Annotated in this window: 14 protein-coding genes and 1 pseudogene; all 15 read left to right on the forward strand. The window is 70.5% G+C overall.

All coding sequences use genetic code 11. The features are described 5' to 3' along the window. Positions 1 to 220 precede the first annotated feature (220 nt). The 15 genes and pseudogenes from FXF52_RS41775 (at position 221) to nuoK (ending at position 15,061) form a co-directional block, all read left to right on the forward strand. Positions 221 to 1,450 carry a cell wall anchor protein gene (locus FXF52_RS41775; protein ID WP_187413631.1) on the forward strand — a complete coding sequence of 410 codons (1,230 nt, stop codon included), beginning with the start codon at positions 221 to 223 and terminating at the stop codon, positions 1,448 to 1,450. A gap of 211 nt (positions 1,451 to 1,661) precedes the next feature. Continuing rightward, the gene (locus tag FXF52_RS22390; RefSeq protein WP_148799686.1) at positions 1,662 to 2,372 is read left to right on the forward strand and encodes a demethylmenaquinone methyltransferase; all 711 of its coding nucleotides are present in this window, start codon (positions 1,662 to 1,664) and stop codon (positions 2,370 to 2,372) included. 89 nt (positions 2,373 to 2,461) lie between these two features. Next, positions 2,462 to 2,680, forward strand: coding sequence for a hypothetical protein (locus FXF52_RS22395; protein ID WP_148799687.1), 219 nt, complete (start codon positions 2,462 to 2,464; stop codon positions 2,678 to 2,680). 161 nt (positions 2,681 to 2,841) lie between these two features. Further along, positions 2,842 to 4,116, forward strand: a complete 1,275-nt coding sequence (locus FXF52_RS22400) for a geranylgeranyl reductase family protein (protein WP_148799689.1) — start codon at positions 2,842 to 2,844, stop codon at positions 4,114 to 4,116. Positions 4,117 to 4,251: 135 nt separating this feature from the next. Continuing rightward, on the forward strand, positions 4,252 to 4,617 hold the full coding sequence (locus FXF52_RS22405; RefSeq protein WP_073834101.1) for an NADH-quinone oxidoreductase subunit A: 366 nt from the start codon (positions 4,252 to 4,254) through the stop codon (positions 4,615 to 4,617). 14 nt (positions 4,618 to 4,631) lie between these two features. Then, on the forward strand, positions 4,632 to 5,309 hold the full coding sequence (locus FXF52_RS22410; protein WP_148799691.1) for an NADH-quinone oxidoreductase subunit B family protein: 678 nt from the start codon (positions 4,632 to 4,634) through the stop codon (positions 5,307 to 5,309). After that, a complete protein-coding gene (locus FXF52_RS22415; RefSeq protein ID WP_148799693.1) occupies positions 5,306 to 6,043 on the forward strand; it encodes an NADH-quinone oxidoreductase subunit C in 738 nt (245 codons plus the stop codon). Before FXF52_RS22410 ends, FXF52_RS22415 begins: the two co-directional genes overlap by 4 nt. Further along, positions 6,040 to 7,368, forward strand: a complete 1,329-nt coding sequence (locus tag FXF52_RS22420) for an NADH-quinone oxidoreductase subunit D (protein WP_148799695.1) — start codon at positions 6,040 to 6,042, stop codon at positions 7,366 to 7,368. The genes FXF52_RS22415 and FXF52_RS22420 overlap by 4 nt, the downstream gene beginning before the upstream one ends. Then, positions 7,365 to 8,241 (forward strand): annotated as a pseudogene (gene nuoE / locus FXF52_RS22425) (NADH-quinone oxidoreductase subunit NuoE); the annotation flags it as partial. The gene FXF52_RS22420 and the pseudogene nuoE, both read left to right, overlap by 4 nt. Beyond that, the gene (nuoF, locus tag FXF52_RS22430) at positions 8,189 to 9,505 is read left to right on the forward strand and encodes an NADH-quinone oxidoreductase subunit NuoF (protein WP_148799699.1); all 1,317 of its coding nucleotides are present in this window, start codon (positions 8,189 to 8,191) and stop codon (positions 9,503 to 9,505) included. The pseudogene nuoE and the gene nuoF, both read left to right, overlap by 53 nt. Next, positions 9,505 to 12,006 (forward strand): NADH-quinone oxidoreductase subunit G, encoded by a 2,502-nt coding sequence (locus tag FXF52_RS22435; RefSeq protein WP_148799702.1) that lies wholly within the window; start codon positions 9,505 to 9,507, stop codon positions 12,004 to 12,006. Before nuoF ends, FXF52_RS22435 begins: the two co-directional genes overlap by 1 nt. After that, the gene (gene nuoH, locus FXF52_RS22440) at positions 12,003 to 13,355 is read left to right on the forward strand and encodes an NADH-quinone oxidoreductase subunit NuoH (protein ID WP_148799704.1); all 1,353 of its coding nucleotides are present in this window, start codon (positions 12,003 to 12,005) and stop codon (positions 13,353 to 13,355) included. Before FXF52_RS22435 ends, nuoH begins: the two co-directional genes overlap by 4 nt. Position 13,356: 1 nt before the next feature. Beyond that, positions 13,357 to 13,998 carry an NADH-quinone oxidoreductase subunit NuoI gene (gene nuoI, locus FXF52_RS22445; RefSeq protein ID WP_148799706.1) on the forward strand — a complete coding sequence of 214 codons (642 nt, stop codon included), beginning with the start codon at positions 13,357 to 13,359 and terminating at the stop codon, positions 13,996 to 13,998. Next, a complete protein-coding gene (locus FXF52_RS22450) occupies positions 13,995 to 14,765 on the forward strand; it encodes an NADH-quinone oxidoreductase subunit J (protein ID WP_148799708.1) in 771 nt (256 codons plus the stop codon). The genes nuoI and FXF52_RS22450 overlap by 4 nt, the downstream gene beginning before the upstream one ends. Beyond that, entirely contained in the window at positions 14,762 to 15,061 is a 300-nt protein-coding gene (nuoK, locus tag FXF52_RS22455; RefSeq protein ID WP_073834091.1) for an NADH-quinone oxidoreductase subunit NuoK, read from the forward strand. The genes FXF52_RS22450 and nuoK overlap by 4 nt, the downstream gene beginning before the upstream one ends. Positions 15,062 to 15,068 lie beyond the last annotated feature (7 nt).

Here is a 15,068-nt window from a genome sequence, read left to right on the forward strand (position 1 = left end):
GCCAATGGTTGGTTGTCGATGGGTCATTCCTGCTGGCCGTTCTCCGGAGGTCTGTCCGGGTCCGTCGGCGGCAAGACCCATCAATTCGGGCAATCCTTAAGTGACTCTTAGGCGTGCAGGTGGTGAAGCCTCGGCGCGTGGGGTGGCGAGGGTGATCGGGGACCGCTAGCGTGCCCGCTCGTCCCCGTTCCTTCATCGATCCCACGAGGGGATTGCTTCCATGATCTTCCGTAACCGGCCGCTGGTGCGGCTCGGCGCTGCCACGCTGCTCGCCTCCGGGGCGATCACCGCCTTCGGCGCGCCCGCCCACGCCGCCGGCACCGAGACCGACCTGGAGCTCAAGGTCGCGGGAACGCGCGTCGCGGCCAACGCCCAGGGCAAGGTCGCCTTCGTCAAGGTCGCCAACCTGGGCCAGAACGCCCCGAGCGAGCTCGCCGTCCGGGTCGACGTCTCCAAGGTGGACTTCAGCAAGGTCGTCGCCGTGCCGTTCGTCGAGGACGGCTGCGAGGTTGAGGGCACCGAGGAGAAGCCGACGGCCTTCACCTGCCACGCGACCAAGGCCGGCCTGCCCGGCCCGGGCGAGACGACCGATCTGCCGCTCCTCGTCTTCAAGTTCGATGTCGAGGGCGCCTACCAGGCCCCGCTGTCCTTCAAGCTGATCTCGAAGGACGACACCAACGCGGAGAACAACACCGCGTCCGCCACGCTCGACCTCTCCGACGAGAGTGGGCCCGACCTCGCGGTCATCGCCGACGACGTGAAGCAGGCCGCGACGATCGTCGACGGCAACCCCGTCTACAAGGGTGACCTGCACGCGGGCGGCCAGTCCGCGCTGACGTACTTCATCGCCAACCAGGGTGATCTGGCGACCGCCGGTCTCAAGATCACGGTGAAGCTGCCCAAGGGCGTGACCCCGGCCGAGACCGAGCAGGACTGCGAGTACTCCGCCGACAAGTCCACCTTCACCTGCACCTACGCGGACTTCGGCCTGATCCCTCAGGACCAGGACACCGACGAGGACGACAAGCTGTACTCGGCGTACGGCTTCTTCCACCTGTTCAACGTCGGATCCGACGTGAAGCCGGGCGCCCTGACCGGCGGCCTGGTGTCGGTCGAGCCGATCGGCGCCCAGCCGGCGCTCACCCGCGCGAAGCCGGTCGCTCAGTTGCCGGAGAACATCGAGGGCATGCAGGCCAGCGATGTGGACGCCACGGACAACAGCGACGGCTACGCTGTCATCGTCGCGGCCAAGGGCGGCACCGGCGGTGGCGCGGGCGGCGGTGGCGTGGGCGGCGGCGACGAGGGCGGCCTGCCGGTGACCGGCGCCAAGGCCGGCCTGATCGGCGGCATCGGCGCGGCGGTGCTGCTCGCGGGCGGCGTGATGTTCCTGGTCGCCCGTCGGCGCCGGGTGGTCCTGGTCACCCCGGGCGACGAGAAGCCGAACGCCTGACGGTCGTCCTCCATCGGCCCGCGAGGGCCGTTCACATAACGCACGGCAGTGGGGGCGGGATGGGTCACACCATCCCGCCCCCACTGTTGTCACTCCCGTGCGGACGAACGTCCGCCGGCTGCCCGGAGTGCCGGCGAGGGGTGACGTGGCCGACATCCCCGCGGTGGCACCCGTCGGCCGCCGCCCATCGCCCGGCTGGCAGAGTGGAGGGGTGAGCCGTACCCCCCAGGGCCAGCGCGCCAGCCTGGACAAGCAGCCGCACGAGGTCGCCGCGATGTTCGACGGCGTGGCGGCTCGCTACGACGTGACGAACACGGTGATGACCGCCGGTCGGGACCGGGCCTGGCGCCGGGCCACCCGGGAGGCGCTCGGCCTGCGCCCGGGGGAGCGAGTGCTGGACGTCGGCGCGGGGACGGGTGTCTCCACCGAGGAGCTGAGCCGCTCCGGCGCGTACGCGGTCGGCGCCGACCTCTCCCTCGGCATGCTCCAGGCCGGTCGCCGGGCCCGGCCGCACGTGCCGCTGCTGGCCGGCGACGCGCTGCGGCTGCCCTTCCCGGATGCCACCTTCGACGCGGTGACCATCTCCTTCGCGCTGCGTAACGTGGTCGACACTCAGGCGGCGCTGCGCGAGTTCGCCCGGGTGACCCGGCCGGGCGGCCGGCTGGTGATCTGTGAGCTGAGCCACCCGACCAACGCCGTTTTCCGCACCGCGTACCTGTCGTACCTGATGCGGTGGCTGCCGGCCGCCGCGCGGGTGGTGTCGAGCAACCCCGACGCGTACGTCTACCTGATCGAGTCCATCCGGGCGTGGCCGGACCAGGCCGCGCTGGCGGCGCTGGTCCAGGAGGCCGGCTGGGGCAAGGTGGCCTGGCGGAACCTGACCGGTGGGCTGGCGGCGCTGCACCGGGCGGTCCGGGACTGATCTCCGGGTCGGCCGGGCACTCTCTGCGGCAAACCACCCTATTCCGTGAATATCCGTTTTTGTTCCACTTAGTCCCGTAGGCTCGGCCCATGACCGGACCCGAGCAGGTGGCCACGGACGACGACGCCGCGGAACTCATCGCGCAGCTCAAGGAGCTGGCCGGGGCGGATCCCGCCGACGTTCGTCAGGTGGTCGCCGAGGTGCTGGCCGCGCTCGACCGGGCGGCCGGCGGCGCGCTGCGCGAGCACCTCCCCGAGGCGATCCGCCTCGATGCCGGCCTGGGGCCGGCCGCTTCCGCCCGTCCGTGACGGAGAACACTCCGCCTGTCCGGGACGGAGAAATGGACCTCTACCGGCCTGTTTCCGCGAAGTTAGGTACCCCTCACGGCCTACCGGTGTAACCCCGGTCATAGACTCCAACCCGATCGGCTTGTGAAGCATTTCACGAGCATGCGGGAGGAGGCGCAGGGATGACCGCGGTGGAGAACGACGCCGACGTCATCGTCGTGGGCGCCGGTCCCGGAGGATCGGCGACGGCGTACCACCTGGCGCGGCACGGCGTACGCGTGCTGCTGCTGGAGAAGACCGAGTTTCCCCGGGAGAAGGTCTGCGGCGACGGGCTCACCCCCCGGGCCGTACGGCAACTGATCCGGATGGGCGTGGACACCTCGCCCGAGGCCGGCTGGCTGCACAACAAGGGCCTGCGGGTGATCGGCGGCGGGGTACGCCTGGAACTGGACTGGCCGGACCTGGCCAGCTTCCCCAACTACGGCCTGGTCCGGACCCGGCTCGACTTCGACGACCTGCTCGCCCAGCGGGCCGTCGCCGCCGGGGCGAAGCTGCGGACCAACGTGAACGTGACCGGTCCGGTGCTCGACGCCGACGACCGGGTGGTCGGCGTGCAGGCCGAGGTGGGCCCGGACAAGGAGACGGCCACCTTCCACGCCCCGCTGGTGGTCGCCGCGGACGGCGTCTCCGGCCGCTTCCCGCTCGCCCTCGGGCTGGCCAAACGCGAGGACCGGCCGATCGGCGTGGCGGTCCGGCGCTACTACCGCTCGCCCGCCAAGCACGACGACGACTACCTCGAGTCGTGGCTGGAGCTGCGGGCCAAGGGCAGCGAGGCGCTGCTCCCCGGCTACGGCTGGATCTTCGGCCTCGGCGACGGCCGGGTCAACGTCGGCCTGGGCGTGCTCAACTCCTCCGCCGCCTTCGGCAAGACCAACTACCGCCGGCTGCTCACCGACTGGCTGGCCAACACCCCCGAGGACTGGGGGATGACCGACGAGGCGAACGCGGAGGGGCCGACCCTCGGCGCCGCGCTGCCGATGGGCTTCAACCGGGTGCCGCACTACACCCGCGGGGTGCTGCTGGTCGGCGACTCCGGCGGCATGGTCAACCCGTTCAACGGCGAGGGCATCGCGTACGCGATGGAGTCCGGCGAGCTGGCCGCCGAGGTGGCGGTCCAGGCGCTCGCCCGGCCGGCCGGCGCCGAGCGGGAGCGGGCGCTGCTGGCGTACCCGCAGGAGCTGAAGGCCCGCTTCGGCGGCTACTACCGGCTCGGCGGCATCTTCGTGAAGCTCATCGGCCGGCCCGAGGTCATGCGGCTGGCCACCAAGCACGGCATGCCGCACCCGATGCTGATGCGCTTCGTGCTCAAGCTGCTGGCCAACCTGACCGACCCGCGCGGCGGGGACGCGATGGACCGGATCATCAACGCGATGACCCGGGTGGCGCCGGCGGTCTGACAACGGTGCCCCGCGGCCGGCGACGGCCGTGGGGAGCCGACAAAGATCGACCCCGCCGGCCGAGGTCGTGAGGGACGTGAATAGTGTGATTTTTGCCAACCACCGAGGTCAGGGAAGGACGAGCAGGAGACAACGATGACGCTCTCTCCTTACGCACCCATCATCGGGCTGTTCGCCCTCGCCGCGGGGTTCGCGCTGTTCTCCGTGGCCGCCGCCCGATTCGCCGGCCCCCGGCGACTGAACAAGGCCAAGCTCGAGGCGTACGAGTGCGGCATCGAGCCGAGCCCGCAGCCGGTCGGCGGCGGCCGGTTCCCGATCAAGTTCTACCTGACGGCGATGCTCTTCATCGTCTTCGACATCGAGATCATCTTCCTCTACCCCTGGGCGGTCTCCTTCGACGCCCTGCCGATCTTCGGCTTCGTGGAGATGGTCCTGTTCATCGTCGCGGTCTTCGTCGCCTACGCCTACGTCTGGCGGCGCGGCGGCCTGGACTGGGACTGAGGGAGGTACGGCAGATGGGCATCGAGGAGAAGCTTCCCTCCGGCGTCCTGCTCACCACCGTGGAGAAGCTGGTCAACTGGTCGCGGAAGTCGTCCGTCTGGGGCGCCACCTTCGGCCTGGCCTGCTGTGCCATCGAGATGATGGCGGCCGGCGGCCCGCACTACGACCTGGGCCGCTGGGGCATGGAGGTGTTCCGCGCCTCGCCCCGGCAGGCGGACCTGATGATCGTGGCCGGCCGGGTGAGCCAGAAGATGGCCCCGGTCCTGCGCCAGATCTACGACCAGATGGCCGAGCCCCGCTGGGTGCTCTCCATGGGCGTCTGCGCCAGCAGCGGCGGCATGTTCAACAACTACGCCATCGTGCAGGGCGTCGACCACATCGTCCCGGTCGACATGTACCTTCCCGGCTGCCCGCCCCGGCCCGAGATGCTCATCGACGCGATCCTCAAGCTCCGCGAGAAGATCATGTACGAGCCGCTGGGCCCGAACGGCCGCAAGATGCTGGAGGCCCGCAAGGAGCGCGGTGACGTGCCGGTCGTGCCGTACGGCTCGATGCCGTCGTCGTACCGCAACGACAAGGCCCGGCGCGCCGAGTGGACCAAGGCGGTCCGTGAGGGGCGCGAGGAGCAGTTGCGGATCGAGAACTGGATGAAGGCCCAGAACCACCTCCACTCGCACGGGGGCCCGAAGTGACCGCACCTGACGACAAGACCACCAACGGCGGCGTGCCGGTGCCAGTGCCGCCGGCCGGCGCCACCAGCGGCGCACCGGCCGAGCACCCACCGTCCAGCCCCGCCGGCCGCGGCATGTTCGGCATCCACGGCACCGGCGACGTCTCCGGCTTCGGCGGGCTGGTCCGGCAGCGCTCGGCGATCGAGGACAGCCCCCGGCCGTACGGCGGCTACTTCGACGAGGTCCGGGACGCGCTGGAGGAGGCGTACCCCGCGTTCGCCGACGCGATCGAGAAGGTCGTGGTCGACCGGGGCGAGCTGACCCTGCACGTGCGCCCGGAGCGGATCGCTGAGGTCTGCCAGGTGATGCGCGACGACCTGGCGCTCCGTTTCGAGCTCTGCTCCTCGGTGTCCGGGGTGGACTACCTGGGCGCGGACGAGCGGCGGCTGCACGTCGTCTACCAGCTCACCTCGATGACCTACCGGCGTCGGGTCCGGCTGGAGGCCGCGGTCTCCGCCGAGGACCCGCACCTGCCGAGCGTCACCAGCGTCTACCCGACCGCCGACTGGCAGGAGCGGGAGACGTACGACATGTTCGGCATCGTCTTCGACGGCCACCCCAACCTGACCCGGATCCTCATGCCGGACGACTGGGAGGGGCACCCGCAGCGCAAGGACTACCCCCTCGGCGGTGTGCCCGTCGAGTACAAGGGCGCGGAGATCCCGCCGCCGGACAAGCGGAGGTCGTACCAGTGACGACGTCGAACTACGCGACCGAGCGCGAGACCACCGAGGGCAAGGTCTTCACCGTCACCGGTGGGGACTGGGACACGGTCGTCTCCGGCACCGACCCGATCAACGACGAGCGGATCGTCGTCAACATGGGCCCGCAGCACCCGTCCACGCACGGCGTGCTCCGGCTGATCCTGGAGCTGGAGGGCGAGACGGTCCGCGAGGCCCGCTCGGTCATCGGCTACCTGCACACCGGCATCGAGAAGAACCTCGAATACCGCAACTGGGTCCAGGGCTCGACCTTCGTGACCCGGATGGACTACCTCTCCCCGCTGTTCAACGAGACGGCGTACGCGCTGGCGGTGGAGAAGCTGCTCGGCATCACCGACGACATCACCGAGCGGGCCAACACCATCCGAGTGCTGATGATGGAGCTCAACCGGATCTCCTCGCACCTGGTCTGGCTGGCCACCACCGGTATGGAGCTGGGCGCGATCTCGATCATGCTGTACGGCTTCCGCGAGCGGGAGTACATCCTCGATATCTTCGAGACCATCACCGGCCTGCGCATGAACCACGCGTACGTGCGTCCGGGCGGGGTGGCGCAGGACGTGCCGGACGACGCGATCGTCAAGATCCGCGAGTTCCTGAAGATGATGCCGAAGAAGCTCAAGGAGTACGAGGACCTCCTTTCCGGCCAGCCGATCTGGGTCGAGCGCACCAAGCACGTCGCGGTGCTCGACGTGACCGGCTGCCTGGCGCTCGGCGTCACCGGTCCGGTGCTCCGCTCCGCCGGGCTCGCCTGGGACCTGCGCAAGACCATGCCCTACTGCGGCTACGAGACGTACGAGTTCGACGTCCCGACCCACCCGGACGGCGACGTCTGGGGCCGCTACCAGGTCCGGCTCGCGGAGATCCGGGAGTCGCTGAAGCTGGTCGAGCAGGCGGTGGACCGGCTGAGCAAGCGCGGCCCGGTGATGGTGGCCGACAAGAAGATCGCCTGGCCGGCGCAGCTCGCCATCGGCGTCGACGGCATGGGCAACTCGCTGGAGCACGTGGCCAAGATCATGGGCCAGTCGATGGAGTCGCTGATCCACCACTTCAAGCTCGTCACCGAGGGATTCCGGGTGCCGCCGGGCCAGGTGTACGTCGGCATCGAGTCGCCCCGCGGCGAGCTGGGCGTGCACGCGGTGTCCGACGGTGGCACCCGGCCGTACCGGGTGCACTACCGGGAGCCGAGCTTCATCAACCTGCAGGCCCTCCCGGCGATGGCCGAGGGCGGCCTGATCGCCGACGTGATCGCCGGTGGCGCCTCGCTGGACCCCGTGATGGGTGGTTGTGACCGATGACTGTCTTTACCGAAGAGACCCGGGCCCGGGCGCGGGAGATCATCGCCCGGTACCCGGCGGACCGGTCCCGCTCGGCCCTGCTGCCGCTGCTGCACCTGGTGCAGTCGGAGGAGGGCTACGTCTCCCCGGCCGGTGTCGAGTTCTGCGCCGAGGTGCTCGGCCTGAACAAGGCCCAGGTCGGCGCGGTGGCCACCTTCTACACCATGTACAAGCGCAAGCCGACCGGCGACTACCTGGTCAGCGTCTGCACCAACACCATGTGCAACGTGCTGGGTGGCCAGGAGGTCTACGACACCCTCGCCGAGCACCTGGGCGTCGGGCACGACGAGACCACCGAGGACGGCAAGATCACCCTGGAGCACGCCGAGTGCCTGGCGGCGTGTGACTACGGCCCGGTGATGACGGTCAACTACGACTTCTTCGACGGGGTGGACCCGCAGACCGCGCTCGGGGTGGTCGAGGAGCTGCGCGCCGGCGGCCGGCCGATGCCGACCCGGGGCGCCCGGCTCTGCAGCCTCAAGGAGATGTCGGTCCAGCTCGCCGGCTTCGCCGACGAGCGGGAGGGCGCGGTCGCCGACGGTGGGCCGGGCGAGCCGACCCTGCGCGGCCTGCGCCTGGCCGAGCAGCACGGCATCTCGGTGTCGGGCTTCGACCCGAACACCCCGATCCGCAGCAAGGCCGAGGCCGACAAGGCCGCCGAGCAGGCCAAGGCCGCCCAGGCCGCAGGCGCGGCGGCCAACCCGCCGGCCGCCGACCGCAAGCCGGCCGGCGACGGGGCCGTAGCGCAGCAGCGCACCCTCAAGGAAGCGGAGGCTCAGAAGTGACGACGCCTCGGCCGGAGACGCTGGCCAAGCTGACGCCGGTGCTGACCAAGCGCTGGCTGTCGCCGGACGCCTGGCGGATCGGCACCTACGAGAAGCTGGACGGCTACGCCGCCCTGCGCAAGGCGGTCAAGGCGCACCCGGACGACCTGATCCAGCTGATCAAGGACTCCGGGCTGCGCGGCCGCGGCGGTGCGGGCTTCCCCACCGGTCTCAAGTGGGGGTTCATCCCGCAGGGCGACGGCAAGCCGCACTACCTGGTGGTGAACGCCGACGAGGGCGAGCCGGGCACCTGCAAGGACCTGCCGCTGATGACCCACGACCCGCACTCGCTGGTCGAGGGCGTGATCATCGCCTCGTACGCGATCCGGGCCAACCGCGCCTACATCTACATCCGCGGTGAGGCGGTGCACGCCGCCCGCCGGCTGCGCAACGCCGTGCAGGAGGCGTACGTCAAGGGCTACCTGGGCCGGAACATCCTCGGCAGCGGCTTCGACCTGGAGCTGGTGGTGCACTCCGGCGCCGGGGCGTACATCTGCGGCGAGGAGACCGCGCTGCTGGACTCGCTGGAGGGCTTCCGGGGCCAGCCCCGGCTGCGCCCGCCGTTCCCGGCGACCCACGGCCTGTACGCCAGCCCGACCGTGGTGAACAACGTCGGCACCATCGCCAGCGTGCCGTACATCGTGCTCGGTGGCGCGGACTGGTGGCGGACCATGGGCACGGAGAAGTCGTCCGGCCCGATGATCTACTCGCTCTCCGGCCGGATCGCCAACCCGGGCCAGTTCGAGTGCTCGATGGGGATCACGCTGCGCGAGCTGATCGAGCTGGCCGGCGGGATGCAGCCGGGGCACAACCTGAAGTTCTGGACCCCGGGTGGCTCGTCGACGCCGCTGCTCACCGCCGAGCACCTGGACGTGCCGCTGGACTTCGAGGGGGTGGCGGCGGCCGGCTCGATCCTGGGCACCACGGCCACGCAGATCTTCTCCGACCAGGACTGCCCGGTGTACGCGACCTACCGGTGGCTGGAGTTCTACCACCACGAATCGTGCGGCAAGTGCACCCCGTGCCGCGAGGGCAACTACTGGATGGTCCGGGTCTACCGGCGGATCCTCGCCGGCCAGGGCACCCACGAGGACCTGGACACCCTGCTCGACACCTGCGACAACATCCTCGGCCGCTCGTTCTGCGGTCTGGGTGACGGTGCGACCAGCTCGGTGACCTCGTCGCTGAAGTACTTCAAGCAGGACTACCTCGACTACATCGAGGGACGTACCGCACCGAAGCTGTCGGACAAGCAGCTGGTGGGAGCGCACTGATGACCGACGTAGCCAAGCAGACCGAGACCGTCACCCTCACCATCGACGGCGTTCAGGTCACCGCGCCCAAGGGGGCGCTGCTGATCCGGGTCGCCGAGCAGTTGGGCACCGAGATCCCCCGGTTCTGCGACCACCCGCTGCTGGCCCCGGCCGGCGCCTGCCGGCAGTGCCTGGTGGAGGTGGAGGGCCAGCGCAAGCCGGTCGCCTCCTGCACGCAGACCGTCGCCGACGGCATGGTGGTGCGGACCCAGCTCACCTCGCCGGTGGCCAAGAAGGCGCAGGAGGGGGTGATGGAGCTGCTGCTCCTCAACCACCCCCTGGACTGCCCGATGTGTGACAAGGGCGGCGAGTGCCCGCTGCAGAACCAGGCGATGTCCACCGGCCGGACGGATTCCCGGTTCCACGAGCACAAGCGGGAGTACGAGAAGCCGCTGGAGATCAGCACCCAGGTGCTGCTCGACCGCGAGCGGTGCGTGCTCTGCCAGCGCTGCACCCGGTTCTCCGAGGAGATCGCCGGTGACAAGTTCATCGACCTGATGAACCGGTCGTCGGCCGAGGAGATCAACATCTACCGGGACGACGCGTACGGCGAAGACGGCGACGCCGGTGACGTCCCGTTCAACTCGTACTTCTCCGGGAACACCGTGCAGATCTGCCCGGTGGGCGCGCTGACCGGCGCGCAGTACCGGTTCCGGGCCCGCCCGTTCGACCTGGTCTCCACCCCGAGCGTCTGCGAGCACTGCTCGGCCGGTTGCGCCCAGCGCACGGACTGGCGGCGGGGCAAGGTGCTGCGCCGGCTGGCCGGCGACGACCCGGCGGTGAACGAGGAGTGGAACTGCGACAAGGGCCGCTGGGGCTTCCAGTACGCCCGCGCGTTCGACCGGCTCACCACCCCGCTGGTCCGCGACGAGCGGACCGGCGAGCTGCGTGAGGCGTCCTGGAGCGAGGCGCTGACCCGGGCCGCCGAGGGCCTGCGGGCCGCCCGGGACGGCGGGCAGGGCACGGCGGTGCTGACCGGCGGCCGGCTGACCGTCGAGGACGCCTACGCGTACGCGAAGTTCGCCCGGGTCGCGCTGCACACCAACGACATCGACTTCCGGGCCCGCCCGGTCTCCCGCGAGGAGGCCGACTTCCTGGCCAGCAACGTCGCCGGGGTCACCGAGGTGACCTACGCGGACGTCGAGAATGCGCCCGCGGTGGTGCTGGTCGGCCTGGAGCCGGAGGAGGAGTGCCCGATCCTCTTCCTGCGGCTGCGCAAGGCGTACCTGAAGAAGAAGCTCACGGTGTACGCGATCGCGCCGTTCGCCACGCGCGGCCTGGAGAAGCTCGGGGCCAAGCTGGCCCGGGTGGTGCCGGGCGAGGAGGCCAGCGTGCTGGCCGAGCACACCACGGTGGCCGAGGCGCTGAGCCAGCCGGGGGCGATCCTGATCGTCGGCGAGCGGCTGGGCGCGGTGCCCGGCGGGCTCTCCGCCGCGGCGGACGTCGCCCGGCGTACCGGGGCGAAGCTGGCCTGGGTGCCGCGGCGCGCGGGTGACCGCGGCGCGGTCGACGCGGGCTGCCTGCCCAACCTGCTCCCCGGCGGCCGCCTGGTCACCGAGCCGGCCGCCCGCGCCGAGCTGGGCGAGGCGTGGGACATCGCGGCCGGGGTGATCCCCAGCCAGGCCGGCCGGGACACCGACGGCATCCTCGTCGCGGCGGCCAACGGCCAGCTCGGCGCCCTCGTGGTGGCCGGGGTGGACCCGGCCGACGTGGCCGACCCGCGGCTGGCCGAGCAGGCGCTGGACGCGGTGCCGTTCCTGGTCAGCCTGGAGCTGCGGATGAGCGCCGTGGCCCGCCGGGCGGACGTGGTCTTCCCGGTCGCCCCGGTGGTGGAGAAGGCTGGCAGCTTCCTGGACTGGGAGGGCCGGCTGCGCACCTTCGAGAAGGTGCTGGACACCGCGGCGATGAGCGACGGGCGGGTGCTCGACGCGCTCGCCGCGCACCTCGACGTCCGGCTCGGCACCGGCGACGTGACCGGCGTCCGCCGGGAGCTGGGCGCGCTGCCGCCGACCCGGGTGGACCGTCCGTCCGCGCCGTCGGTTGAGCCGGCCGCCGTGCCGCAGCCCGGCGCGGGCGAGGCCGTGCTGGCCACCTGGCACCAGCTGATCGACCTGGGCAGCCTCACCGACGGCGACGAGCACCTCGCGGGCACCGCCCGCCCGCCGGTGGTCCGGCTGGGCAAGGGCACCGCCGAGGCGATCGGCGTCGGCGACGGTGACCCGGTGACCGTGGGCACCGACCGCGGCGCGGTCACCCTGCCGGCGGCGATCACCGAGATGCCGGACGGCGTCGTCTGGCTGCCGACCAACTCACCCGGCTCGACCGTCCGGCGCAGCCTCGGCGCGACGTCCGGCGACGTCGTGCAGGTCTCCGCCGCGTCGGTCGACGTCCCGGCCGGACGGGTCGCCGCGGACGCGGCCGGTCGCCCGGGTCCGCTCCTCAACTCCGGGAGTGTCCAGTGAACCTCTACCTCGCGGCGCAGGACCCGACGCTGGCCGACTTCGGCAAGGACCCGTGGTGGCTGGTCCTTATCAAGATCGTCTTCGCGTTCGTCTTCGGCCTGCTGGCGACGCTGCTCGGCGTCTGGTTCGAGCGCCGGGTCGTCGGCTACATGCAGGTGCGGCCCGGCCCCAACCAGGTCGGTCCGTTCGGCCTGCTGCAGACCCTCGCCGACGGTCTGAAGATGGCCTTCAAGGAGGACATCCTCCCGCGGGCCGCCGACAAGGTCGTCTACTTCTTCGCCCCGACCATCTCGGTGATCTGCGCGGTCACCGCGCTGTCGGTGGTGCCCTTCGGCCCGAAGGTCAGCATCTTCGGCCACTGGACGCCGCTGCAGGTCACTGACGTGTCGGTGGCGGTGCTGGTGCTGCTGGCCTGCTCCTCGATGGGCATCTACGGCATCGTGCTCGGTGGCTGGGCCTCCGGCTCGACGTACCCGCTGCTGGGTGGTCTCCGGTCCAGCGCCCAGATGATCTCGTACGAGGTCGCCATGGGGCTGAGCATCGTGGCGGTGTTCATGACCGCCGGCACGATGTCCACCAGCGGCATCGTCGCCGCCCAGGCGCACGGAACCCAGCTGAACATCTTCGGCGTGGACGTCCCGGCCCCGGGCTGGTACGCGATCCTGCTGCTGCCGAGCTTCATCATCTTCTTCATCGCCACCGTCGGTGAGACCAACCGGGCGCCGTTCGACCTGCCCGAGGCGGAGTCGGAGCTGGTCGCGGGCTTCATGACCGAGTACAGCTCGCTGAAGTTCGCGCTCTTCATGCTCTCCGAGTACGTCTCGATGGTCACCATGTCCGCGGTCACCACCACGCTCTTCCTCGGCGGGTGGCGGGCCCCGGCCCCGATCACCACCTTCTGGGCCGGCGCCAACTCGGGTTGGTGGCCGATGCTCTGGTTCTTCGCCAAGGTGCTGATCCTGGTCTTCGTCTTCGTCTGGCTGCGGGGCACCCTGCCCCGGCTCCGCTACGACCAGTTCATGCGCTTCGGCTGGAAGGTCCTGCTGCCGATCAACCTGGTCTGGATCCTGGTCCTGTCCGGGCTCCGCTCGATCGAGGACTGGCAGACCAAGGACCGCCTCGTCGCCACCGGCATCGGCGCGGGCGTCCTGCTGCTGGCCACGCTCTTCTGGCCGAGCCGCAAGAAGGAGCTGCGGCCGTCGCTCCAGGAGCAGGTCAACAGCCGCCCGCACGGCAGCTTCCCGCTGCCGCCGATGGATCTTCAGGTACCACCGAGCCCGCGCACCAGGCGCGTGGTCGCCGAGCGGGAGCCGGCCAACGTCGTCGGCTCGGACTCCAGGGAGGTGTGACGTGGGCGCGATCACCGGAACGTTCAAGGGCTTCGGGGTCACCTTCTCGCACATGTTCAGGAAGGTCGTCACCACCGACTACCCGTTCAAGCCGCCGGTCTCGGCGCCGCGCTACCACGGGCGGCACATTCTCAACCGGCACCCGGACGGCTTGGAGAAGTGCATCGGCTGCGAGCTGTGCGCGTGGGCCTGCCCGGCGGACGCGATCTACGTGGAGGGTGGCGACAACACCGAGGAGCAGCGCTTCTCCCCGGGTGAGCGGTACGCCAGCGTCTACCAGATCAACTACGCCCGCTGCATCTTCTGCGGGCTCTGCATCGAGGCATGCCCGACCCGTTCGCTGACCATGAGCAACGAGTACGAGCTGGCCCGGGACAGCCGGCAGGACCTGATCTTCACGAAGGAGCAGTTGCTCGCGCCGCTGCTGCCGGGCATGGAGCAGCCGCCGCACCCGATGCGGCTGGGTGACAGCGAGAAGGACTACTACGTCGGCGGGCTAACCAACCCGGGCACCTCCGCCGGCGCGGAGCACTCGCCGATGGGCCCCGGCCGGTACCAGGTGGACGAGCACCCCGGGGTGACTTTCCCCGGCGCCGAGCAGGCCGCGCAGCGGGCCGAGGCGGGCAAGGGAGCAGGAGCATGACCAGTCAGACAGTGCTCGCCGCGGCGGGCCAGGTGTCCGGGGGTGAGGAGGTCACCTTCTGGATCCTCGCCCCGCTGGCGCTGATCGGCGCGATCGGCATGGTCTGGGCGCGGAATGCGGTGCACTCCGCGCTCTGGCTGGTGCTGACCATGCTCTGCCTGGGCGTGTTCTACGTCCTGCAGGCCGGGCCGTTCATCGGCATGGTGCAGATCATCGTCTACACCGGCGCGATCATGATGCTCTTCCTGTTCGTGCTGATGCTGGTCGGCCGGGACGCCTCCGACTCCCTGATCGAGACGTTGCGCGGGCAGCGGGTCGCCGCGGTGGTGCTCGGTGTCGGCTTCGCCGGCCTGGTGGGCAGCGGCCTCTACCGGGCGCTGGAGGGCGTCCAGGCGGTGGGCCTGGACAAGCCGAACGCCGAGGGCAACGTCCAGGGCATCGCCCGGCTGCTCTTCACCAAGTACGTCTTCGCCTTCGAGCTGACCTCCGCGCTGCTGATCACGGCGGCCGTGGGCGCGATGGTGCTGGCGCACGTGGAGCGGCGTAAGGAGGACCGGATGGACCAGATCGCCACCATGAAGGCCCGGTTCCGCCCCGGCAACTACCCGGGGCCGAAGCCCGGACCGGGCATCTTCGCCACCTCGTCCTCGGTGGCCACCCCGGCCCGCCTGCCCGACGGCCGGCTGACCGACCGGAGCATCCCGGAGATCCTGCCGGTCCGGGAGCTGACCGCTGAGGAGACCTCGTTGAAGGGGACGGAAAAGTGACCCCGGACTACTACCTGATCCTCGCCGCGGTGCTGTTCACCATCGGTGCCGTCGGCGTGCTGATCCGGCGTAACGCGATCGTGCTGTTCATGTGCGTGGAGCTGATGCTCAACGCCGCCAACCTGACGCTGGTCACCTTCAGCCGCATCAACGGCGACCTGAACGGCCAGATCATGGCGTTCTTCGTGATGGTGGTGGCGGCGGCCGAGGTCGTGGTCGGGCTAGCGATCATCATGTCGATCTTCCGGACGCGACGCTCGGCGAGCGTCGACGACGCCAACCTGCTGAAGTACTGAGGGGCCT

The sequence above is a fragment of the Micromonospora sp. MP36 genome, assembly GCF_008119785.1.
Classification (GTDB): Bacteria; Actinomycetota; Actinomycetes; order Mycobacteriales; family Micromonosporaceae; genus Micromonospora.